The sequence below is a fragment of the Natronorubrum amylolyticum genome, from assembly GCF_052040145.1.
Classification (GTDB): Archaea; Halobacteriota; Halobacteria; order Halobacteriales; family Natrialbaceae; genus Natronorubrum.
This window is the reverse complement of sequence record NZ_JBPPFW010000001.1, coordinates 928,511-951,186: the sequence shown is the minus strand read 5'-3', so window position 1 is coordinate 951,186 and position 22,676 is coordinate 928,511. Positions and strand designations below refer to the sequence as shown.

The window sequence follows — 22,676 nt, the reverse complement described above, 5'->3', positions numbered from 1 at the left end:
TCGAATCGACCAGAATTTCCGCCGACTCCGACCGCCGACTCGAGAGCCACCGGAACCGTGAGGGCTTTCACCACGGACTCGAAAGTCCCACGTGTGAGTTCGAGCGACGACGGCGGCTACGTTCACGACCCCGCAGCGTTCGACGAGGACGGAGAGCCGACGGAGTCGGCCGACGACGACTGGCTCGTCAATCCGGCTCATCCCGAGACGACCGACCGCGAGTTCGACTGGCGGGGCTGGACGGTCGTCGGCATGATCGTCGTCGCCTTCATTATCGCTCCGGCGGCGATCCTCCTGTGGCCGCCGGACGTTGGCTACCGCTTCGCGCTCTTGACCCTTCCGCTGTTTCCAGCCTTCTTCCTCGCGGTTACAGCCGTCTGGGCGACGACGCGTCCGTAGTCCGCCGAAAAATCGAGTCGGTAGTTCAGTGGTCTTCTACAGGGGGCCCGGGCCGTGGGTTACTGAATCGACTCTCGTGACTCGAGGCGGTCCTCGAGTCGCTCGACGACGGCCGATCCGTGGACGACGTCCCCATCGGGAGCGTCCGAACCGTCGACGTACGCAGTCATCGCGTCGACGAGCCGTCGCGCCTGATAGCTCGTGAGTACCGTCGTCCCGTCGCCATCCTCGAGCGCGTCGAACAGCTCGAGCGCCCACTCGGGCGGTGTCTCGTCGTCGTCGATAGCGCCGTCGATTTCGCTCGCGAGGAGCGCGTGGACGACCCACTGCTCGTCGCTGGAGAGCGTGACTTCGTACGTCTCTGTTTCCGGTTGTGGGGAGGTCATTGCGTCACACGGACCGATTTCGTCGGTCCTCAGCCGACGCTACGAAGTGGGGTCGTATAAGCCTTGTTGCTTGTTATCACGCGTCGGACGTGCGGCTGACGGTGACACGTCGCCCGGCCGGGCTCACTCCGACCGTATATCCCGCCGCATCGCGATCTCGAACCACGGGCAGAGTCGAAGCTGGCGGTACCACTCGGGGTTCGAGTGGAGGCGCTCGTAGGGCACCCACATGAGTCCCGCGACCTCCTCCTCGTTCGGCTCGAGGCTGCGATCTGACAGCGTCAGCTTCAGAACGGCACAGACCTCGTGTTCGACGCCCGCGTTCTCGAAGTAGCGCTTGTACTCGAAGCGGTCGGTGAGTCGCAGGTCGTCGTACTGGTCGGGAGCGATTCCGAGCTCCTCCTCGAGTCGTTCGCGGGTGGCTTCCTCCTGGCTTTGGCCCTCGACGGGGTGAGAGGCGACGGTGCCGTCCCAGTAGGTGCCCCAGAGGCGCTTGTCGGGAGCGCGCTGGGCGAGCAACACGTTCCCGTCGCCGTCGAAGACGAGCGAGGTGAACGCCCGATGGCGAATTCCGTCGCCGGTGTGGGCGTCGAGTCGGTTGACGAGTTCGAGTTCGGTGTCGTCCGCATCGACGGCGATCACGTCCTGTTCGGCGTTCTCGTGGGGGAGTTCGTCGCGTGGCGCGCTCATACGTCCACAATTGTAGAGGGTCTTGAAACCAGTATCGTCTCGTCTCGTGGTCCGTGGCCCGTTCGAAGCCCCTCTCCGGGCCGTGGGTGGGTCACGCGGATTCCGAGTCGTCGACCGCGTTGCCGTCCGGATCGATCCGATAGTCCGCGCCCACGGCGACCTCGAGTGCACCCGCGTGCGTCGTGACCTCGAGCGTCTCCGCCTCGAGTAACTCCCCGTCGAGACTGTACTCGATCGGTTCGGAGCGTCGGCTCTCGACGGTCACCGACGGCACTCGTTGGCGGACGATGTGCGCCTGCTGTCGATCGAAGAAACTGCCGAGTGCCGCCTCGGTCAGGAGCTCGATCGGCGACGCGTTTTCGACGATCGTCACCTCGAACAGTCCGTCTTCGACGTTTGCCTGCGCGCGGCGCGCGCTCGTAAATCGACGGCAGTTGCCCACGAGCACGAACATCGCGTCGCCGGTCCAGACCTGCGTTCGATCCGTCTCGCTCTCCGACGTCGGATGGCCGTTAGGCCCCGTCGCCGACCCGTTTTCGAGTACCGCTCGAAGTGGAAGCGATTCGAACGAGGACACCGTCTCGAGCGTCTTTCCGACGTACGCGAGGACGCCCCACGTTCGCTTCTCCTCGGAACTCGTCACGCCGCTCGCCTCCGCCGTAATACCGCCGACACAGGAGTTGACGAACGCCCGTCCGTTCGCGACACCGAGGTCGATCCGACGTCGCCGTCCTGTCTCGATCACCTCGAAGGCGTCGTCGATGCTCCCGACGCCGATATTCGACGCGAAGTTGTTGCCCGTCCCCGCCGGAACGACGGCGAGGGTCGTTCCTTCGAGAGCATCTGCGTCGACGAGGCCGTTGACGACTTCGTTGATCGTGCCGTCACCACCCGCGGCGGCGACGAGACGCGCGCCGCCCGCTGCAGCTTTCCGGGCGGACCGCGTCGCATCGCCCGCGTTCTCGGTCAGCTCTACCCTGAAGCCGCGGTCGCGTGCGAGCGTCGTGATTCGGTCGACGTGGTCCTCGCCGCCGCTCACCGGGTTGCAGATCAGGACGCGTTCCTCGTCGCTACTCCGACTCATACGCTCACTTAGTTCAGCAAGAACAAAACCGCCCGTTCTCGTTTCGCTAGATATGTTCGCCGTCGACCTCCACGCGCACACGCGATTCTTTCACGGGCGGCGTCGACTCGGCGACCGGTTCGATCCCGTCGGCGTTCGAGTCCTCGCTCGCGCCGGCCGACGGCGAGGGCTCGACGGCGTCGCGACGACGAACCACGACTACTACACGCCGTTTTCGTCGGACGACGTGACGCTGATTCCCGGTATCGAGGTGTCGACGACCCACGGGCACGTCCTCGTCGTCGGTCCCGATCCGCCGACCGAGACGGTTCCACTCGAGTACACGCCGGCCGAAGTCGTCGAAATGGCACACGAACGCGGCTGTGCGGCGATCGTCGCCCACCCCTATCGGGGAAGCGACGTCCTGAGCGATCGCTTCGCGGGCGTCCCGTTCGATGCGATCGAGATCAACGGCAAGCATCCGCGGACGCGTCCGCTCGTCGAAGCGATCGCCACGACGCGAGAGCTACCGGTTGTCGCGGGCAGTGACGCCCACTTTCCGTTCGAAGTAGGCCGGGCTTACACGCTGGTCGACGCGGACGCCCTCACCCCCGAATCGGTCGTCGACGCCATTCGTGACGGACGCGTCGAACCGCGCGTCGCCGATGGTGCGGTCGACGAACTGCTTCGGCGCGGCTATCGGGGGGTTCACAGGCGAAAACACCCGAACGGGGTACTGGCGAAATCGGCGGCCGCTATCGACCGACTCACCGATCCGTGAACTGGTGTGCGTTCTGACTAGTGAAATAGTACCACCGTGTTATTTCACGTCGATCTGCACGGAAGAGCCGTACGGCGGCGATGTGGATGCGGTGTGTGCCGTTATCGTCTCGGTCGTCGTCGAGAGTCTCCCAGACGAATAAAACTCTTTCGCCTGCAGACGAAATATGTCACTAACGGAGTCTACGATCGCGGTTTACACGGCCTAATTACGGGCGGAATACAGACGCTCACGTTCCATAATGTATGCCTGTAGGCTAAAATAACTTAACCAGCTCCTGAACGGGCGTCTAAACGACAGATGGCCCAGCAACTCACAGATCGTACGGAATCGAACCGCGACGAAACTACCACGGGGACCGTCCAGACGATGTCGGACGACCAATCGGGCCTTACTGTAAACGTCATCGACACGGTTCGAGTGATGGACCGCGACCGATGGAACGACGTCGTCGAACGCGCCGAGCTCGGCACGGTCTTTCATCGCTACGAGTGGATCGAGGCGATCGAAACGGGTCTCGAGTATCCGGCCAGACACATCGTCGTAGAGAAAGACACGAATCCGATCGGGGTGTTCCCGAACTTCGTCGTCGAGATTCCGAAGACGCCGTTCTACAAGCTGACGTCGATCTATCCCGGATTCGGCGGGCCACTCCTGACGACTGAGGTCTCGGAATCGCTGTCGAAGATTCTCGAGGTGGTGCCCGAACTCTGCGACAATCGAACGATCGTCCACGAGATTCGGGCCTCGAATACGAACTTCCTCCGGTACAACGACTTCATGGAGGCCGAGGGGTACGACTCCAGTCGCGTCGGCGGTCGGTTCGTGATGAACCTCGAGAAAGGGTACGACGACATCTTCGAGGAGATGGACAGTTCGAAACGTCGGGCCATCCGGCGCGGCCGCGAGACCGACCACGAGATCGTCGAAGCGGAGCTCACGCAGTCGACGCTGAAGCGCTTCCACGAGAAGTACGAACGGCACATGGAGAGCGTCGGCGGCACGGTCTACCCGTTCGAGTTCTTCGAGCAGTTAGCGAACATGGAAGACCGTATCCTCCTGCTGGAACTCTACATCGAGGGCGAGTACGCCGGCGGGTTCATGGAACTGCTCAACGACGAGCAGAACACCGTTCACGGCTTTTTCGCCGCCGTTCCCTCCGAGTACTTCGAGTATCACGCGTCGGAACGGCTCTACGACTACCTGTTCCAGTGGGCCATCGACGAGGGCTACGAGACCTACGACTTCGGGGGTGGGGGCGCGGACTTCGAGGACGGCGGCTTCTCGTTCAAAGAGGAGTTCGGCGGACAACTGCTCCCCAACATCTACTGGGAGCGTGGCACCGGACCGACCTGGAAACTGGTCGAGACCGGCCGGACGCTGTACAATCGGTACAATCGCGAGACCGAGTCGGCCTGACCCGATCCGGTCTAACAACGACAGCGGCGTGCCCGTCAGAACTGCCCGGACGCCGGTGAAATCGTCGTGACCGTTCGGACGACGGTCGGTGGGTATCGAGCCCACAACCGAGCGGAAAGCCTGGCAGTCGCCGACTATTTCTCCTCACTTGCTATTTAGTTATGTGAACGTACTTTCTGATAGTAAAATGGCTTAACTGGTAGCCCGAGTTCCTAGTGCCAGAGTACAAATGTCCCAGTACGCCACTTCGAACGTCGGGTCGAGTCGGGACGTCGGGTACGCTCGGACGATGGCCGGGCCCGAATCCGACCTCGAGGTAACCGCCGTCGATACGATCCAGGCGTTCGACCGCACGCGGTGGAACGAGGCCGTCGACCGATCCCCGCTCGGCACCGTCTTTCACCGATACGAGTGGCTCGAGGCGATCGAACGAGGGCTCGAGTACCCGGCCAGACATCTCGTGGTCGAGAACCGTGCCGATCTGGTGGGACTGTTTCCAAACTTCGTCGTCCCGATTCCGAAAACGCCGTTCGATCGACTGACGTCGATCTACCCGGGGTTCGGTGGCCCGTTGTTGACGGACGACGTCCCCGAGTCGCTCTCGCACGTCTCCGACGCGATACCGCGACTGTGTGATCACCGAACGATCGTTCACGAGATTCGCGCGTCGAACACGAACTTCCACCGGTACGACGACCACCTCGACGCCGAGGGCTACGACTCGAGCCGCGTCGACGGTCGATTTCTGTTGAATCTCGCCAGCGGGTACGACGCGGTCTTCGACGGAATGGATAGCTCCAAACGCCGAGCCGTTCGACGAGGTCGAGATACCGACCACGAGATCGACGACGTCGAGCCCTCCCGGGAGAATCTGACCACATTTTACGAGGCGTACCGAACGCGGATGGAGAGCATCGACGGGACGGTCTATCCGTTCGCGTTCTTCGACCGACTGCGAGCAATGGACGAACGGTTGCTCCTCGTTTCACTCTCCGTCGAAGGGGAGTACGCCGGTGGCTTTCTCGCCCTTCGAAACGACGAACGAGGTATCCTTCACGGGTTCTTTGCCGCCGTTCCCTCCGAGTACTTCGAGTATCATGCCTCCGAACTCGTCTACGACTACCTCTTCCGGCGGGCGATCGACGAGGGCTACGAGTACTACGACTTCGGCGGCGGGGGCGCGGACTTCGAGGACGGGGGGTTCACGTTCAAAGAGCAGTTCGGCGGCCGGCTCGTCCCGAACCTCTACTGGGAACGGGGAATCAGCCCCGTCTGGCCGCTCGTCAAGCGGGGACGGTCGCTCTACTGGCGGTACGGGAACTGATTTGAGTCGCGTTTCGACGAGTCCAAGAGCCGTGCGTTCGGATCTAGCCGAGTTCCTCGTCGAGAATCAGTCGCGTTTTCGTGCTCACGACCTCTTCCTGATCGCGGGCTTTCGTGATGAGGTCGTTCACGCCGCGCGTGTCCGCGGCGTCGACCACGAGGACGATGTCCTGTTCGCCCGAGACCATCCAGACGAAGTCGACTTCTTCCCACTCGGCGATCCGCTCAGAGACGGCCTTGGTATCGACGTCGACGGCGACGCCGACCTCGAGCATCGCCTTGACGTTGCCCGTCCGGGTCGAAATAGTGAATCGTTCGATAACCTCGTCGTCCATCATCCGTTCGACGCGGTTGCGGACGGTCCCCTCGCTCGTCCCGACCTCGTCGGCGATCTCCGTGTACGGTGTTCGGGCGTCTCGCCGGAGCATATCGAGGATCTGGCGGTCAAGGTCGTCCATGGAGATCTGTGACTACGCGCGACCTGCACTTACCGATTACGAATTTCGTAACTCAGCTTCGAAGACAACACTTATGACGGTCGCTCCAATACGTAGATCGTAATGACAGCTGCCTACGTTGCACTGGAGGGTGGCCACGTGATCGAGGGACGTGGTCGCGCTCCGGGAACGGCTCGTGGCGAACTCGTTTTCACGACGGCGTACACCGGATACGAGGAAAGTCTTACGGATCCGTCCTACGAGGAACAGATCCTGACCTTCTCGTACCCGCTGATCGGAAACTACGGCGTCCGAGAAGAGCGGTTCGAGTCCGATCGCATCCACCCACGCGCCGTCCTCGCGAAGGAACTCACCGAAGACGTCGCCGAGTGGCTCGCAAGCGAGGGCGTCCCCGCAGTCGACCACCTCGACACCCGCGAAGTCGTCACTGACATTCGAGACGGCGGCGCCATGAAGTGCGGGATCGCCGTCGGTGACGACGTCACCGAGGAAGACGCGCTGGCGGAACTCGAACAGTGCAAGGGCATGAGCGAGCACACCGAGATCGGCGCGCAGGTCAGCGTCGACGAAGCCGAAGTCCACGGCGCGGACAACGACGGCGAAACCGTCGCGCTGGTCGACTGTGGCGCGAAGGGGTCGATCGTCGACTCGCTGGTCGCCCGCGACGCGACGGTCCACGTCCTGCCACACGACGCGAGCGTTGCGGACGTCGAAGCCGTCGACCCCGACATCCTGTTCATCTCGAACGGTCCCGGCGACCCCGCGAACTACGAGAACGCGATCTCGCTCGTCGAGACGTTCGTCGAGGACACGCCGGTCGCCGGCATCTGTCTCGGCCAGCAGATCGTCGCCGAAGCCCTCGGCGGCACCACCGAGAAGATGACCTTCGGTCACCGCGGCGTCAACCAGCCGGTCCTCGACCTTGAGTCCGGCCAGGTCGTCATGACGACCCAGAACCACGGCTACACCGTCGCCGACCCCGGCGAGCACCTCGAGGTCACCCAGGTCAACGTCAACGACGACACGCCGGAGGGGATCGACGGCATCGAGTACGACGTCATCACCCGTCAGTACCACCCCGAAGCCAACCCCGGCCCGGAGGACACCCTCGACTTCTTCGACGACGTCCTCGCGATGGCCGACGCGCGATCGACGGCAGCCGTCCCCGCCGACGACTGATCAGCGCTTTCGAAGTTCGTATTCCGTTTTCCACTCCCCCGTTCTCGAGACGACTCACAAGCTTCAACAGCCCCTCGCTCGTCGAATCGGACGATGGAGCGTCCGCTCGCCCTCTCGAGTTTCGCCACCCAGAGCCGTGTCCAGCACGCGTTGACGGTGGTCGGCGGGCTGGCGCTCTGCCTCGTCGTCTACTTCGGAACCGTCGCGGCCGTTTTCGGCAGTCTCGAGGCGCTGGCGACCGAATCGAGCATTACCGAACAGCGCGTCGGCGGCGCCGTCGCGGCGGTCGCCGTCTGGACGTACTTCGGGCTCGCGTTCGTGCGCGGCTACGGCGGCCCGGTCCTGAATCTCGTCTATCCGATCGCGATCGTCGTCGTCGCGCCGTTCGTCGCTCGCTGGGCCCTGTTCGGTCCCGACGTGAGCGGACTCGTCTCGCGGTTCGTCGGATTGGTCCTCATCGAGCCCCTGGCCACGACGCTGCTCGTCGTGCTCCCGGGCGTTGCCGCGTTTCTCGCCGTGTTGACCGTCTGGTCGACCAGCATCGCCGAGGAACGCCGGCGTGAGTGGGAACGTCGCCATCTCTCCGCTGCGTTCTACGACGCGTTCGTCGCCGAAGAGTACGAGTAGTTCGGTCCGCCTGAGGTGCCAGCCGATTCAGGAGGATTCGGTGACGATGTCGGCGACGCGCCACCGGTCGAACAGCCGCTCGTCGGCCGGTATTTCGAGTTGGAACAGGTTCATCAGCGGCCCCTGATAGCGCATTCCGCCGGCGACGACACGGTCGTTCTCGACCACGGTCAGATCGCTCTCGATGGGGTGGCCTCGAGTCGGTCGCGCACGGACTCGATGTCGTATTTCGGGGTGATCCCCCAGCGGCGCAGAACAGTATCGGGATCGGCCCCGGCCATCGCCTCGTAGTCCAGGACGCCCCAGTCGTCCGACCAGTCGTAGTCGCCAAGGGCGGTCGCCCGCTACTCGTCTCGCTCGGTGGAGCCCAGTATCTCGAGCGCGTAGTCGGGGCGGTTCGTCACCAGCACGTCCGGGCCGACCTCTAAGGCGTCGCGGACGGTTCCCTCCGTATCGACCAGCTTCCAGATGCCCGTAGTGCGACCGTCGGCGCGAACCTCGTCGACGAACGTCGACGCGAGGTGCGGCGCGTAGTGACAAAACGCGACGTCGGCGCCGCATTCGGCGGCCGCGGTCGCCAACTGTGACGTCGGCGTCGAACCGACCAGTCCCGTCGAGACGCCGCGACTCCGCGCCGGTTCGAGCGCGGCCGCGTCGAAGCCGATGATCGTCGTTCGATCGAGCAGTCCGTAGTCGTCGACCGTCTCGAGGATCGCGTCGGTGTCTCCCGTCTCCTTCACCTCGAGGTAGATCGAGACGTCCGTCTCGGCGAGTCGCTCGAGCGCCGGCTCGAGCCTGATAAGCGGTTCGCCGTCGATCTCCGCTCCCCGAACGTCCGCCCACGGCGTGTTCCGAATCCAGCCGTGTCCGTCCGAGTCCCAGTCCAGAACGGGGTCGTGAAAGAGGAGGAGTTTGCCGTCGCTGGTCCGGCGAACGTCGAGTTCGATCCCGTCGACGCCGACCTCGAGCGCGCGCTGGATCGCGGCCATCGTGTTCGGCGGCCCGAGTCCCTCCGCACCGCGATGGCCGACGATCTCTGGCGGTTCGTCCGGGAGCGATCCGCTCGTGACGAGCGGCGAGAGACCCCACACAGCCAGCGCCGAGAGACCGGCTCCCGCTCCCGCGAGCAGACGTCTCCGGGAGAGGGTCGGGTGGGAGGGCGAAGGCATGCCTACTACTCGTTGGCGAAGCTATATGAATTTTCTACTCCGAACTGGTGTGTCGGAACGAAACTGACTGTCGTCGACCGATCGAACCACAGGGTGGTCCCGAACGCACGCCGTGAGTCCGACGGTTCACCGAATCGAAATCATTTCGCTGTCAGAAATCCTATCTTCTCTCGTGAGCCGACGCGAACGTCTCCGGGACTGGTCGTCCACCCACCCCGTAGCAACAATTTTTCTGGTCCTCGCAGCCGTTCCCACCGCACTCGCCGTCTTCTCGTTTCGACAACCGATCCCGATCCCGGACGCGATTCTCTCCGAACTCGAGATCCTGTTCTGGCTGCTCGTCTACGCTCCCGTCTCCGGGATCAGGTCGGTCCTGTTCGAGCCGTTCGGACTCGAGGTGCTGTTCTCGATTCCGGGACTCGAACAGACGCTGATCGTCGTCACGCTCCTGGGATTTTACTACTGTCTCAGTTACGTACTCGTTCGAGGCGTGCGTCTGGTCCACCGGCAGTACGACGCCAGCCGGTGAACGCAGGAGCGGGCCGTCGCTACGCCCTACGCCGCATCCTCAAACCCGTACGTCACCGTCACCGACGCGCTCACGCTGACGGGGTCGGCGTCGAACTCCGTCTCCGGCGGGGCGGCGTCGTCGGTCTCCGCGACGTCGTCCGCCGCGTACCGGGTCGTCCCGTAGCTGACGTCGCTCGTCGTCACGGAGTTCGTTCCGGTGATCTCGACGCCCCGGTTGGCCGCGACGTGTTCGGCCTCGCTATCTGCGTTCGCGAGCGCTTCGTCGAGTGCGTCGTTGCGGAGTTCTTCGCGCGTTTCCTCCCGCAGGGCGAAGTTCACCCGACCGATGTCGTCCGCACCGGCGTCGATCGACTCGTCGATTACGACGCCGGCCTCCTCTACGTCGTCGATCGTGAGGTGGAACGACCGCGATCCTTCGAACCCGTCGCCGTCCCGCTCGGGATGGATTCGAAACCGCCCTTCCTCGACGTTCTCGTCGGGGAGTCCGAGGTCGTCGAACGCCTCCCGAAGCGGATCGGATCTCGAGGCGAGTTCGTCCCGGACCTCGTCGGCCGTGTCGCCGCTCGCTTCGATCCCGACGCTGACCGTCGCTTGGTCCGGCTCCGCCTCGACCTCGCCGTCGGCACTGACGGTGATTTCGTTTTCGGTCGTCTCGCCGGTCGTTTCGCCGCCCTCGTCGCTGCTGAGGGCACTGCCGGTACAGCCGGCCATCGCCGCCGCCACGCCGATACTCGACGCCGCGAGGAACTGTCGTCGATCCATATCCGTCCGCACACGTGGCAGCGAAAAAACACCTCGTCTAGCTCAAACGCGCCTTTCACTCAGTCGTGCCGAAACCAACGAAAGACTCGCTTCGTTCGCCTTTCGAGTTTCAGATGCGATCTCGCCACCGCTCAATCGTGTCTGAAAGACCGCTGTCCGGTAAACGCCATCGCAATCCCGTGTTCGTCCGCCGCCTCGATTACGTCGTCGTCGTTGACCGAGCCGCCGGGCTGGACGACCGCCTCGATACCCGCTTTCGCGGCCTCCTCGATGCCGTCCGGGAACGGGAAGAAGGCGTCCGAGGCCATGACCGCGCCCTCGGCATCTTTCCCCTCCGCGTGCTCGTCGGCTTTCATCGCCGCGAGTCGAACCGCGTCGACGCGGGAGACCTGTCCCATGCCGACGCCGACCGTCTCGGTCCCCTTCGTGAAGAGGATCCCGTTCGATTTGACGTGTTTGAGCGTCTGCCAGGCGAACACCATCGACTCGAGTTCCTCGTCGCTCGGCTCGCGTTCGGTGACGATCTCGAGGTCGTCAACCGAGATCGACTGCAGGTCGCGTTCCTGAACGAGCCGGCCGCCGACGAGTGGCTTCTCGGTGAAGCGCTCCGTTCGTTCACCTAACTCGCCGACATCGAGCACACGGAGGTTGTCTTTTTCGAAGAGTACCTCGAGGGCGTCGTCGGTGTAGCCGGGCGCGACGACGACCTCCTTGAACGAGTCGATGATCTGCTCGGCGGTCTCGGCGTCACACTCCCGGTTCAGGGCGACGATGCCGCCAAAGGCGCTCATCGGGTCCGTCGAGAGGGCCTTCTCGTAGGCCTCGGTCAGGTCGTCTGCGGTTGCACAGCCCGCCGGGTTGGTGTGTTTGATCACCGCGGCGGCGGGTTCGTCGAACTCCTTGATGAGATTCAGCGCGCCGTCGGCGTCGTTATAGTTGTTGTAGGACAGCGCCTTCGCGCCCTCGTTCAACTGGTCGGCGTGGACGACGCTGGCCTCGTCCGCGGTGTAGTCGACGTAGACGGCAGCGTCCTGGTGGGGGTTCTCCCCGTAGCGGAGGGTGTCGGCCCGGTCGTCGGAGACGAGTCGTCGGCCCGGCAGTCCGTTATGGTCGTCTGCATCGGTACTGGCGACGTCGCTCTCAACCGAAACCTCGCCCGTCTCGAGGTCAACATCCACGGCTCCCTCGGCGAACCACTTCACCGCACGCGGGTACGCGCGGAACTCGCCCTCGTAGAGGACGCGCTCTTTGAGGCTTTCCTCGTCGTCGCCCGCGTAGACCGGGATCGGCTCCTGAGTGACGATCGGACCGCCGTCGACCTCCTCGCCGACGACTTCGCCATCCTCGTCCGTCGCGTCGGTGACGACGTGGACCGTACAGCCCGTGACCGAGACGTTCGCCTCGAGCGCGTCGCCCCAGGCGTCCATTCCCGGGAACGCGGGCAGCAGGGAAGGGTGGACGTTCAGCGTCGTCGGCGCTTCGTTGAGGAAGGTATCCGAGAGGATGCGCATGTAGCCGTCCAGACAGACGAGATCGAACTCGTAGCCCGAGAGGGCCTCGAGCACCGCTTCCTCGTGGTCCGCTCGACTCATTCCGTCCTCGAGCGGGACGACCTCCGTCGGAATCCCGCGCTCGGCGGCGGCCTCGAGCACCGGCGCGTCGGCGTTGTTCGTCAGTACGACCGCGAGTTCGGCCGCGCCCGGCGCGCGGTCGGCGATGTTCAACAGGTTACGCCCTCGGTTGCCGGCCATCCCGGCGATTCGCGTCATGGTCGAACCCGCGCCCGCGAGGGGCAAAGTGGTTGCGGTCTCGGCCACCGAAATATGCATAGTCGTGTATTATAACGGCAGTATTTCCGTACGGTCTCTCCGAGATATGCATACTCGTGGCCCCGAAGGGGCCGCGTTTCGACACGCTTTTGGACCGCGTGCGGGAAGGCTCGTCCAATGACCGACACGAACGCTTTGTACGCCGTCTCGCCGCTGGACGGCCGCTACGGCAGCCGGACCGCGCCGCTGTCGCCCTACGCCAGCGAGGCCGCGCTCATGCGGGCTCGCGTCCGCGTCGAAGTCGAATACCTGCTCGCGCTGGCCGATCTCGAGGCGACGCCGCTCGAGATCGACGCCGACGAGCGCGAGGCGCTTCGCGGCCTCTATCAACACTTCGCCGAGGAGGACGCGCGACTGATCAAGACCCTCGAGACGGAGGGCTACGCCGAGTTCGAGGCGACCAACCACGACGTCAAGGCCGTCGAGTACTTCGTTCGCCACCGGCTGCCCGAGGGCAGCGACGCCTCGGCCTGGATCCACTTCGGGCTGACCAGCGAAGACGTGAACAACCTCGCCCACCGGCTGCTCGTCCGCGACGCCGTCGACGAGGTGCTCCTGCCGGAGCTGTACGAGGTCCGCGAGACGCTCGCCGAGATGGCTCGCGACTATCGCGACCTCCCGATGCTCGCCCGGACCCACGGCCAGCCCGCGACGCCGACGACGTTCGGCAAGGAGATGGCCGTCTACGCGGCCCGTCTCGGTCGCGCAACGGGCCGCATTCGGCACGCGACCGACGAACTTCGGGGCAAACTCGGCGGCGCGTCGGGAACGTACGCGGCCCACCACGCGGCCTACCCCGACGTCGACTGGCCGGCGTTCGCGGAGGCGTTCGTCACCGAGCTGGGCCTCGGCTTCGAACCGCTGACCACCCAGGTCAACCCCTGTGACGACCTCGCGAGCGTCTTCGACGCCTTCCGCGGGGCGAACGAGGTCCTGCTGGACCTCGATCTCGATATGTGGCTCTACGTCTCCGACCGGTATCTCGGCCAGGAGGCCGTCGAGGGCGAAACCGGCTCCTCGACGATGCCCCACAAGGTCAACCCGATCGACTTCGAGAACAGCGAGGGGAACCTCTCGAAGGCCAACTCGGATCTCACCTTCCTCGCCGACTACATCACCACCTCGAGGCTCCAGCGAGACCTCTCCGATTCGACCGTCAAGCGCAACATCGGCGCCGCCTTCGCTCACTGTCTGATCGGCTACGGCAAGACCGCGTCAGGGCTCTCGAAGGTCGTCCCCACGGAGCAGGTCATGCGCGAGGAACTCGAGTCCACCCCCGAAATCATCGGCGAGGCCGTCCAGACGATCCTCCGCCGCGAGGGCCAGGAGGACGCCTACGAGCGCGTCAAGGCCGTCACGCGCGGGAAGGACGTCACGCTCGAGGACTTCCGCGAGATGTTCGACGACCTCGAGGTCGACGAAGACGTCCGCGAGGAACTACATTCGCTGACGCCGGCGGGCTACACCGGCGTCGCGAGCGAGTTAGTTGACGACCTCGAGTAGTCGTCGTGCGGTCTCGAGCTGCCACGTTTGCGGTCCGACTCGCCACGGCCCGCAAGATGTGCGTACCGGAGTTTTTGTAAGCCGATACGCGGTACTGCGAGTCAGCGACTCGATCTGGTATGTCTGAATATCTTTCTCACCGAACGCTCGAGCCCGAACACCTCGGTATCGCGCTGATTCTCGTCTCAGCGATCGGGTTCGGGACGCTCGGGATTTTCGGAATCTACGCCCAGCGCGCGGGGCTGTCAATTCCGACGGTGCTCGTCTTTCGGTTCCTGCTCGCCGGGCTGGTGATCTGGGCCTTTCTCGCGTGGCGAGGGGAGACGACGATCCTCCGCGGGCGACCGCTGGCGATCGCGCTTGCGCTCGGCGGCCTCGGCTACACGGCACAGAGCGGGCTCTACTTCCTCGGGCTCGAGTACATGACGGCCGGGCTGGTCGCGATCGTCCTCTACACCTATCCCGCGTTCGTCGTGATTCTCGCGGTCCTCACGATCGGCGAGCGAATCAGCCGAGCCATGCTGGTGGCGCTGTGTCTGGCCTTCGGCGGCATCGTCCTCGTCACCGGCGCGAACCCGGCGGGCGCGTCGCTCGTCGGCGTGGTCGTCGTCCTCGGCGCCGCGCTGGCCTACGCCTGCTACATCACCGGCTCGCGGGCGGTGCTCGAGACGGTCGATCCGCTGGTGTTGACCGCGTACGTGTTGCCCGCCGCCGCCGCGTCGTTCGTCGGTATCGGGACGGCCACCGGCCAACTCGCGATCCCGACGGCGCCGTCGGCGTGGGCGATTCTGCTCAGTATCGCTATCGTCGCGACCGCGGTTCCAGTCGTGGCGTTTTTCGCCGGCCTGCGGTACATCGGCGCCAGCCGAGCGAGTATCGTCAGCACCGCCGAGCCACCCGTCACGGTCGTCCTCGGTGCTGCGCTGTTCGCCGAACCGGTCACCGTCGCGACCGTCGTCGGCGGCGCGTTGATCCTCGCCGGCGTGATCGTCCTCGAGCGCGAGTGACGAGCCACGTCGAGCGCGCTTCGGGGTCCTCAGCGACGGTTCGGCCGGCGCTCGGCGCCCGGCCGTTCTATCGTCACCGAAAAATAGTCCGGCGGGACGGTCAGTTCCGATCCGGCGCGGCGTCTTCCGGCACCTGTCCCTCGACGAGGGACTGATCCGCGTACTCCTCGCGGATGTCCTTCTTCGAGAACTTGCCCGTCGCCGTCTTCGGCACCTCCTCGATGAACTCGACCTCGTCCGGCAGCCACCACTTGGGGTACTCGTCGGCGAGCATCTCGTTGATCTCGGGGACGAGCGTCTCGCGGTCGACGCCGTCGTCGGGAACGACGAACGCGACCGGTCGCTCCTGCCAGCGCTCGTGGGGGACGCCGACGACGGCCGCCTCGGCGACATCGTCGTGGGCCATGATCGCGTTCTCGAGTTCGACCGACGAGATCCACTCGCCGCCGGATTTGATCACGTCCTTCTCTCGGTCGACGATCTGGATGTAGCCGTCCTCGTCGACGGTGACGACGTCGCCGGTTTTGAGCCACCCGTCCTCGAAGTCCTCCTCGTTGGCCTCGGGTCGCTTGAAGTACTCCTTCGTAACCCACGGCCCGCGAACCCACAGCTCGCCGAACTCCTCGCCGTCCCAGGCGATCTCGTCGTCGTTCTCGTCGATCACTTTAAACTCGAGGCCGGGGACCATCAGCCCCTGCTTGCCGCGTTTCTCGAGTTGGGTGTCGTAGTCGGCGTCCTGCAGATCGGATTTGAGGTGGGAGACCGAGCCGATCGGGGACATCTCGGTCATCCCCCAGGCGTGGAGTACTTCGACGCCCTGGTCGTCGAACCACTCGATCATCGATTTCGGCGCCGCCGAGCCGCCGACGATCACGGTTTCGAGCGTCGAGAGGTCGACGTCGTGTTCCGAGCAGTACTCCATCAGGCCGAGCCAGACGGTGGGGACGCCGGCGCTGATCGTCACGCCCTCGTTCTCGATGAGGCTCGCGATGTCTTCGGGCTCCGGCGAGGGGCCCGGATAGACGTGTTTCGAGCCGCCCGCAGTCGCCGAGAACGGCATTCCCCAGGCGTTGACGTGGAACATCGGCACGACGGGCATCACGACGTCGTCGTCGGCCATCGGAATCCCCTGTGGCGTCAGCGTCGCCATCGTGTGGCTCCAGAGCATTTGCTGGGTGTACTCGACGCCCTTCGGGTTCCCGGTGGTTCCCGAGGTGTAACACATTCCCGCCGGCTGTTCCTCGTCGACGTCGGGCCACTCGTAGTCGGTGTCCTGGCCGTCGATGAACGACTCGTACGGCGTCGTCTCGAGGTGTTCGGACTCCTCGCTCCCCATGACGACGAAGTCGACGTCCGCGAACTCGTCGCCGTCGGCATCGGCGACCGCGCTCGCGAGTTTCGGTGCGAGCGACTGATCGACGAAGATCAGCTGATCGTCGGCGTTGTCGACGATGTACTGGATGTGTGCGTCAGGAAGCAGTGGGTTGATCGTATGCAGTTGGGCTCCGATCGACGGGACGGCGAAGTACGTCTCGAAGTGTCGGGAGTGGTTCCAGCAGAACGTCCCGACGCGGTCGCCCTCCTCGATCCCGTGTTCGTCGAGGGCGTTCGCAAGCTGGCTCGTTCGGTCCTCGTACTCGCCGTAGGTGTATCGCTGCATTCCGTCGTGGTTTCGGGAGACGATCTCCGTGTCGGAATACAGGTTGGCTGCACGCCACAGAAACGGTCGAAGGGTCTGATCTGTTCCAGCAGGCATGTCCATTCGTTGAGATACGCAAACGAGGTATTATTCTTTTTATACTGTGTCAGACATTTCCACGCGCATTTTACGAGCGGATCGTCGACTACCCCGCCTCCTCGCGACTCGCCGACGGTCAGTACCTATTTTTATCGCTGGTGACTACGGGCATCTGTGTCCACGAGACGGCGGTTTCGAGTCCCCGTTCCGGCGAGCGTCCGAGCCGTCGTCCTCTGTCTCGCGCTCGCGATCGGTGGCTGGTTCACCGGACTCTCCGCGACGGTCGGGGTCGAGGTGCAGCTGCTCGTGCTCGGCTACGACGATGCGACGATCCACCAGCTCGCATCCTCGGTCGCGTTCAACGTCGTCGGCGCCGGCGGACTCGCCCTGACGTATCTGATCGTTCGTCGTCGGGGGTTCGACCCGGCGTTCGTCCTCGAGTTCCTCCGGCTTCGCACCCCCACGCTCCGGGACCTGAGCTGGATCGCAATCGGGCTAATCGGTGCGTTCACCGTCGCCATGGGCTACCAGCTGGTCATCGAGCTGTTCGATCCGTTCGGAACGGGCGGGGAGGGGACGACCCACTCCGGCATCGAGCGGGGCCGGGAGTACCCGCTCTTGCTGTTGCTCGGGATTCCGATCGCGATCTTCCTCACCGGTCCCGGCGAAGAGTTACTCTACCGGGGCGTTATCCAGTCGCGCCTCGGCGAGACGTTTCCCACGGTGGTCGCCGTGATCCTCGCGTCGTTCGTCTTCGGAATCGTCCACTTCCCCGCCTATTTGGGCGAGGATCTCGGGGCGGTCCTCGTGAGCCTCGGGACGGTCACGACGCTCGGGCTCTATCTTGGGGTCCTCTACGAACTCTCCGACAATCTGGTCGTTCCCGCGCTGGTCCACGGCCTGTTCAACGCGGTCGTCTACCTCGTGAACTTCCTCGAGTACGTCTGAAACCGCCGACTCGGTGCGCTGAACCGTCGATTTGGGGCCGTGTCACCGATCGGACTTCGACGCGCCTTCGGTTTCGTCTCCGCGGTCGGCACCGATCTCCCACGCCCAGTCGTCGACGGTCCACTCATCGGTTGACTGCTCTTTCCCATCAGCCGTCGACGAGCGGGCACCATCGGTCCGCCGTCGCGCGAGACGGTTCGAGTCCTCCGTCTCGTCATCGACCCGTCCGACCACGCCAGACGGTGTCTCCGGCTCGGTCTCGGTCCCGTTGCCTTCGATTTCCGTCGAGCGCCAGACGGCAGTTCCGTCCGAGTCGCCCCCCTCCCACCGTTCGGTCGAGCGGACGGTCGGACGGTCCGGTCGCGCCGGTCCGTCGCGGACGCGCTTGCGTTCCTCGTCGTCATTCCAGGGGTCGAACCGTCGTCGCGCGAACGCGCCGGTGCCGACGGCCGCGAATACGATCGCGACCAGCGTTCCGACGACGGGAACGAGTTGACTCGAGCCGAGGACGACCGATCCGACCGCGAGCGATCGCCCGAGCGACGGCGCCTCGGTCCCGAAACTGCCGGCGATCCGATCGCCGATGACGACGGAACCGATCGTGCCGCCGACGACCAACAACCCACCGGCGACGATCAGCGCCGGCAGCGAGACGAGCGCGCCGGCCCCGAGCACCGCCGGGTGGTCGGCGACGTAGGTGAGGACGAACAGCGGTATCGAGGCGACGACGAGCGGCGAGAAGAAGACGAGAAAGCCGGTCGCGAACGTCAGGTCCGGCCGCTCGAGGGCGTCGTCCCGAATCGCTCGAATCGGTGACGCAAATCCGGCCAGCAGTATCCCGCCGACGACGAGCGTGAGGACCGTCCAGCCGACGGCGACGCCGAGCGGTCGGCGGAGATCGACGCCGCCGATCGACTGGGCCGTGACGAGCGTCGAGTCTCCCCCGACGATCGCGAGGGAGGATAGGGCAGCGGCGACGGCGGGGGACACGTGTTGCTGTCTACATTAGACAGCGTCGGTAAAAATCGTCCGGTCGGATCGGTCGAGAACCGTTCGCGTCGAGTCCGGTCCGGTGCCTTCGGGCACAGTCGTCGACGGGCCGAGATCAACACGGCTTTGGCCGACTGTTCCGAACGGCCGGTATGAGCGATGCGATAGTCGAGTATCTCTTCCCGGAAATCGCGACCGTCGCCCTCTTCGTCGTGGCAATTCTCGGCATGATCGCCCTCCTCTATATCTCGATCAAGTGGTGACGACGCAGCCGCTCGCGACGAAGTAGCTGTTCTCACAACGAAGCGTCCTCGTCGCTCTGCGAACGCGACCGACTCTCACTCGACGATCGTCAGCACCGTTTCCTCGAGCGCTCGCGCCGCCTCGCGGACCGCGTCGACCCGGACGTACTCCCGCGGCGCGTGCGCGACGGCTCCCTCGTCGTCCGCGAGGACGCCGGGGCCGAAGACGACCGTCGGCGCGTCCGCCGCGAAGTAGGAGGCTTCGGTCGCGGCGGCGAAAGGCCGGACGTCCCCGCCCGAAGCGGACGCGAGGACCTCGACGATTCGTTCGTTGGGATCGGTGTCCCAGGCCTCGAGGAACGGCGTGGACCGGTCCGTGAAGCGAAACTCGAGTCCCACGTCGTCGGGGACGGCGGCCTGCAACTGCTCGGTGAGCGCCGCGTGGAACCCGTCGGCCGTCTCGGGCGGCACGCTCCGGCGGTCGACCGTCAGCGCGCAGTCGGCCGGCACCTGATTCGTGGCCGCGCCGCCCTCGACGACGGTGGGCGTGAGCGTCGCCTCGCCGAGCTGTGGGTGCACCGGCGGCGCATCGTCCCGGTCGTCGAACGTTCGGATCGTTGCGAGAGTGGACTCGAGCGCGGCGACGGCGTTGACTCCCGTCTCGGGTTCGGCGGCGTGGGCGTTCGCGCCCGTCAGGTGAATCGTCCCCTGAAATCGCCCTTTGGCGGCCGTACAGACGTCGAGATTCGTCGGCTCGCCGACGATCACCGCGTCGGCGTCTCGCGTCGGCGACTCCGCGCCGGACACCAGTTCGTACGCGCCGATCGAGAGCACCTCCTCGTCGGGCGTGATCGCGAGCGTGACGCGGCCGGTCGCGTGCGCGGGATCGACGGCGAAAAACGCCGACAGCAACGCGGCGAGCGGCCCCTTCGCGTCACAGGACCCGCGGCCTCTGATCACGTCGCCGGTCTCCGTTTCGCCGCGACCCTCGACGCCGGTCGCGTCGCGTTCGAACGGCACGTGCGGCGAGACGGTGTCGATGTGCGTGTTCAACACGAGGTGGGTGTCGGCGTCGGCCGGCCCGCGGGTCGCGATCACGTTTCCGTGCTCGTCGACCCGGGGGGTGACGCCTCGCTCCTCGAGCGTCTCACAGAGAAACGTCCGCATCGGACCGACGTCCTCGTGCGAGGGGAACTGGACGGCCGTCTCCAGAAAGGCGACGGGATCGAACGGGTCGTCGGCCGCTCGGTTCGTCGTCCGTGCTCGATCCTCGCTCATCGTTCGGCCCCGCTTCCAGTCGTTCCCGGTCGTCGCCCGCTCTTGCTCTCGCCCATCCTCTCCCCGCTCACAGTTCGGCCGGCGATTCGGGCGTGACTTCGCCGTCGAACTCGTGTTCGACGGGGCCGGTGAGCGTCGCGTTCCCGCGGTCGTTGAAGCTGACCTGCAGGTCGCCACCCGGCGGTCGTACCTCGACCGGGTCGGCATCCGTGCGTCCGAGACGACGGGCGACGACGGCGATGGCGACCGCGCCGGTGCCACAGGAGTCCGTCTCGGCCTCGACGCCGCGTTCGTAGGTCCGCTGGTCGAAGCCACCGTCACCGTCGGGGCTGGCGATCGTGACGTTCGTCCCCTTCGGGAACGCGTCGCCGTGGCGCACCGGCGGTGCGACCGTCTCGAGGTCGACGTCGTCCACGTCGTCGACGAACGCGACGGCGTGGGGGACGCCGGTGTTGACCATCGTCACCTCGAGGCCGTCGATCTCCTCCTCGAAGACCGGTTCGTCCGCCCGCACTGGGACGTCGGCGGGGTCGAACGTGGGCGTTCCCATCTCGATGGTGATCACGCCGTCGGTCCGATCCGCGCGCAGGGTGCCCGACTGCGTGTCGATCATGACGCTGTCGGTGTCGGTACGATCCATGGCCCACTCGGCGGCACAGCGCGCGCCGTTGCCGCACATCGGAGCCGTCGATCCGTCGGGCTGGACCAGCGTCATCACGACGCGTGGGGGCCTGAACTTCTCTTCGAGGGCGAGATAGAGGATTCCGTCGGCACCGACGCCGGCGTCGCGATCGCACTCGCGAGCGGCGAGTGCCCCCCGATCGGGGACGTACTCGTCCGCGTGGATAATTAGAAAGTCGTTGCCGGTGCCGTGGTACTTCTGAAATGGAATGGTCATCGTGCTATCGAGTATCGTGGCCGTTATCTGCTTCTCGGTCTGCGTCGGTATCAGCGTTCCCGTTTGATCCGGCGCCGCCGGCTTCGTTTGTCGGGTCGGAGCGCCGGGTCTCGAGCCGAGTCACATCGTCGACCGTCTCGCGGCGGCGTGCGAGTCGGACCTCGTCGCCTTCGAGGACGACCGAAGCGGGTCGGGGACGAGAATTGTACTGATTGGCCATCTCGTAGCCGTAGGCCCCCGCGTTGCCGATCGCGAGGACGTCGCCGCGCTCGCTCGCTGGGAGTTGTCGGTCGGTACAGAACACGTCCCCGCTCTCACAGATCGGGCCGGTGATGGTCTGTGGCCGCATCTCGCGGCTGGTGTGGCTGTCGTTCGCATCGGTGCCGCTCGAGTCCGCCGTCAGATTTCGGATCGGGTGGTAGGCGTCGTACATCGCGGGCCGGAGCAGGGTCGTCATCCCGGCGTCGATGCCGACGGCGAGCGTGTCGCGGGCCTCCTTGACGGTGTTGACTTCCGTCAGGAGGACGCCCGCGTCGGCCACGAAGTAGCGGCCGGGTTCGATCGTTAGCGTCGCGTCGATCTCGCCGATCGCCTCGCGCGTCGCCTCGGCGACCGCCTCGAGATCGAGGGGCTCCTCCTCCTCGCGGTAGGGAACGCCGAAGCCGCCGCCGACGTCGACGAACTCGAGGCCGTCGCCGTCGACGGCCGCGATCGCGTCGCTCACGTCTCGCGCTAGATCGCCCATCCGCGAGACGAACTCCCGGTGGTCGTCGAGTTGGTCGCTCGAGACGCCCGATCCCACGTGGGCGTGGATGCCGACGACGTCGAAGCCGCGCTCTGCGGCGTCGGTGAGCACGTCGACCGCGCGTTCCGCCGGGACGCCGAACTTCGCGTTGGCGCCGGTCTGGACCTTCTCGTGGTGGCCCGCGCCGATTCCGGGATTCACGCGAAGACAGAGGCGGCCGTCGTAGCCGCGCTCCTCGAGTCGGTCGAGGGTGTCCTCGGCCCCCACGGTGATCGTCAGCTCGGGGTGGTCCTCCCAGGCGTCGACGACCCAGTCGAGGTCCCGCGCGGGCGGGTTGACGGCCGTGTAGTGGACGTCCGCGCCCGAGCTATCGCCCTCGGTGCTCGACTCGATTGCCGCCAGCGCGCGCTCGACCTCGCCCGCGGAGGCGCACTCGAGGCCGACGCCCTCCGTGTGCAGGGTCTCGAGGACGTCTCCCAGCGCGTTCGCCTTCACGGCGTAGAGGATCTCCGCGTCCGGAAACGCGGACTGGATTCGGTGGCAGTTCTCGCGGACGCGCTCGAGATCGAGGACGTACAGCGGCGAGCCGTAGTCGTCGAGAAGCGCGGACAGGTCGACGGCGTCCCAGTCGTCGAGGCGGCGGACGGCCGGGGACGCTGCAGGCGTAGTCATTGTTCAGTTCAAGTGAGCGTGAGAATTCAAACGTTTGGG

The 22,676-nt window shown here is 65.3% G+C and carries 22 protein-coding genes and 1 pseudogene; 10 read left to right on the top strand and 13 right to left on the bottom strand.

All coding sequences use genetic code 11. The annotated features are described in order from the left end of the window. Positions 1-93: 93 nt before the first annotated feature. The gene (locus ACSFDB_RS04790) at positions 94-399 is read left to right on the top strand and encodes a DUF7977 family protein (RefSeq protein ID WP_440769873.1); all 306 of its coding nucleotides are present in this window, start codon (positions 94-96) and stop codon (positions 397-399) included. Positions 400-458: 59 nt separating this feature from the next. On the opposite strand, the gene ACSFDB_RS04785 is transcribed toward ACSFDB_RS04790, so the two are convergent. The 3 genes from ACSFDB_RS04785 to ACSFDB_RS04775 all read right to left on the bottom strand — a co-directional run bounded on the left by ACSFDB_RS04785 (position 459) and on the right by ACSFDB_RS04775 (position 2,559). Then, on the bottom strand, positions 459-785 hold the full coding sequence (locus ACSFDB_RS04785) for a DUF7853 family protein (RefSeq protein ID WP_440769872.1): 327 nt from the start codon (positions 783-785) through the stop codon (positions 459-461). 123 nt (positions 786-908) lie between these two features. After that, entirely contained in the window at positions 909-1,475 is a 567-nt protein-coding gene (locus tag ACSFDB_RS04780; protein ID WP_440769871.1) for an NUDIX hydrolase, read from the bottom strand. 91 nt (positions 1,476-1,566) lie between these two features. After that, positions 1,567-2,559, bottom strand: coding sequence for a diacylglycerol/lipid kinase family protein (locus ACSFDB_RS04775; RefSeq protein WP_440769870.1), 993 nt, complete (start codon positions 2,557-2,559; stop codon positions 1,567-1,569). 52 nt (positions 2,560-2,611) lie between these two features. On the opposite strand from ACSFDB_RS04775, the gene ACSFDB_RS04770 reads away from it, so the two are divergent. From ACSFDB_RS04770 to ACSFDB_RS04760, 3 genes are all read left to right on the top strand, one after another. Next, the gene (locus tag ACSFDB_RS04770) at positions 2,612-3,319 is read left to right on the top strand and encodes a PHP-associated domain-containing protein (RefSeq protein ID WP_440769869.1); all 708 of its coding nucleotides are present in this window, start codon (positions 2,612-2,614) and stop codon (positions 3,317-3,319) included. Between the two features lie 300 nt (positions 3,320-3,619). Further along, a complete protein-coding gene (locus ACSFDB_RS04765; protein WP_440769868.1) occupies positions 3,620-4,738 on the top strand; it encodes a GNAT family N-acetyltransferase in 1,119 nt (372 codons plus the stop codon). A 229-nt stretch (positions 4,739-4,967) separates the two neighbouring features. Further along, positions 4,968-6,062, top strand: a complete 1,095-nt coding sequence (locus ACSFDB_RS04760; protein WP_440769867.1) for a GNAT family N-acetyltransferase — start codon at positions 4,968-4,970, stop codon at positions 6,060-6,062. Between the two features lie 43 nt (positions 6,063-6,105). On the opposite strand, the gene ACSFDB_RS04755 is transcribed toward ACSFDB_RS04760, so the two are convergent. Beyond that, on the bottom strand, positions 6,106-6,519 hold the full coding sequence (locus tag ACSFDB_RS04755) for an Lrp/AsnC family transcriptional regulator (RefSeq protein ID WP_090305247.1): 414 nt from the start codon (positions 6,517-6,519) through the stop codon (positions 6,106-6,108). Positions 6,520-6,621: 102 nt separating this feature from the next. Here ACSFDB_RS04755 and carA point away from each other — a divergent pair, with 102 nt between their 5' ends. After that, entirely contained in the window at positions 6,622-7,698 is a 1,077-nt protein-coding gene (carA, locus tag ACSFDB_RS04750; protein ID WP_440769866.1) for a glutamine-hydrolyzing carbamoyl-phosphate synthase small subunit, read from the top strand. A 93-nt stretch (positions 7,699-7,791) separates the two neighbouring features. Next, complete coding sequence (locus ACSFDB_RS04745; protein WP_440769865.1) at positions 7,792-8,325, top strand: hypothetical protein; 534 nt, start codon at positions 7,792-7,794, stop codon at positions 8,323-8,325. Between the two features lie 27 nt (positions 8,326-8,352). Here the strand turns inward: ACSFDB_RS04745 and ACSFDB_RS04740 are convergent. Both ACSFDB_RS04740 and ACSFDB_RS04735 read right to left on the bottom strand, forming a co-directional pair. Beyond that, a pseudogene (locus ACSFDB_RS04740) lies at positions 8,353-8,660 on the bottom strand (ABC transporter substrate-binding protein); the annotation flags it as partial. Between the two features lie 9 nt (positions 8,661-8,669). Continuing rightward, positions 8,670-9,494 (bottom strand): glycerophosphodiester phosphodiesterase, encoded by an 825-nt coding sequence (locus tag ACSFDB_RS04735; RefSeq protein WP_440769864.1) that lies wholly within the window; start codon positions 9,492-9,494, stop codon positions 8,670-8,672. A 172-nt stretch (positions 9,495-9,666) separates the two neighbouring features. Between ACSFDB_RS04735 and ACSFDB_RS04730 the strand changes: the two genes are divergently transcribed. After that, the gene (locus ACSFDB_RS04730) at positions 9,667-10,023 is read left to right on the top strand and encodes a hypothetical protein (protein ID WP_440769863.1); all 357 of its coding nucleotides are present in this window, start codon (positions 9,667-9,669) and stop codon (positions 10,021-10,023) included. Positions 10,024-10,049: 26 nt separating this feature from the next. On the opposite strand, the gene ACSFDB_RS04725 is transcribed toward ACSFDB_RS04730, so the two are convergent. Both ACSFDB_RS04725 and purH read right to left on the bottom strand, forming a co-directional pair. Next, on the bottom strand, positions 10,050-10,787 hold the full coding sequence (locus tag ACSFDB_RS04725) for an SIMPL domain-containing protein (protein WP_440769862.1): 738 nt from the start codon (positions 10,785-10,787) through the stop codon (positions 10,050-10,052). A 131-nt stretch (positions 10,788-10,918) separates the two neighbouring features. Further along, positions 10,919-12,556: a bifunctional phosphoribosylaminoimidazolecarboxamide formyltransferase/IMP cyclohydrolase gene (gene purH / locus ACSFDB_RS04720; RefSeq protein WP_440769861.1), complete on the bottom strand. Its 1,638-nt coding sequence runs from the start codon at positions 12,554-12,556 to the stop codon at positions 10,919-10,921. A gap of 177 nt (positions 12,557-12,733) precedes the next feature. Here purH and purB point away from each other — a divergent pair, with 177 nt between their 5' ends. Continuing rightward, complete coding sequence (gene purB, locus ACSFDB_RS04715) at positions 12,734-14,119, top strand: adenylosuccinate lyase (protein WP_440769860.1); 1,386 nt, start codon at positions 12,734-12,736, stop codon at positions 14,117-14,119. Between the two features lie 119 nt (positions 14,120-14,238). Beyond that, a complete protein-coding gene (locus ACSFDB_RS04710; protein WP_440769859.1) occupies positions 14,239-15,126 on the top strand; it encodes a DMT family transporter in 888 nt (295 codons plus the stop codon). Positions 15,127-15,226: 100 nt separating this feature from the next. Here ACSFDB_RS04710 and ACSFDB_RS04705 read toward each other — a convergent pair whose 3' ends face one another. Continuing rightward, complete coding sequence (locus ACSFDB_RS04705) at positions 15,227-16,882, bottom strand: long-chain fatty acid--CoA ligase (RefSeq protein WP_440769858.1); 1,656 nt, start codon at positions 16,880-16,882, stop codon at positions 15,227-15,229. A 156-nt stretch (positions 16,883-17,038) separates the two neighbouring features. Here ACSFDB_RS04705 and ACSFDB_RS04700 point away from each other — a divergent pair, with 156 nt between their 5' ends. Continuing rightward, positions 17,039-17,812 carry a CPBP family intramembrane glutamic endopeptidase gene (locus ACSFDB_RS04700; RefSeq protein ID WP_440769857.1) on the top strand — a complete coding sequence of 258 codons (774 nt, stop codon included), beginning with the start codon at positions 17,039-17,041 and terminating at the stop codon, positions 17,810-17,812. A gap of 42 nt (positions 17,813-17,854) precedes the next feature. On the opposite strand, the gene ACSFDB_RS04695 is transcribed toward ACSFDB_RS04700, so the two are convergent. The 4 genes from ACSFDB_RS04695 to lysA form a co-directional block, all read right to left on the bottom strand. Further along, complete coding sequence (locus tag ACSFDB_RS04695; protein WP_440769856.1) at positions 17,855-18,802, bottom strand: DUF8173 domain-containing protein; 948 nt, start codon at positions 18,800-18,802, stop codon at positions 17,855-17,857. Between the two features lie 338 nt (positions 18,803-19,140). Next, a complete protein-coding gene (locus ACSFDB_RS04690; protein ID WP_440769855.1) occupies positions 19,141-20,322 on the bottom strand; it encodes a M20 family metallopeptidase in 1,182 nt (393 codons plus the stop codon). A 67-nt stretch (positions 20,323-20,389) separates the two neighbouring features. Further along, on the bottom strand, positions 20,390-21,220 hold the full coding sequence (gene dapF, locus ACSFDB_RS04685) for a diaminopimelate epimerase (RefSeq protein WP_440769854.1): 831 nt from the start codon (positions 21,218-21,220) through the stop codon (positions 20,390-20,392). Between the two features lie 4 nt (positions 21,221-21,224). Next, entirely contained in the window at positions 21,225-22,637 is a 1,413-nt protein-coding gene (gene lysA, locus ACSFDB_RS04680; protein WP_440769853.1) for a diaminopimelate decarboxylase, read from the bottom strand. Positions 22,638-22,676 lie beyond the last annotated feature (39 nt).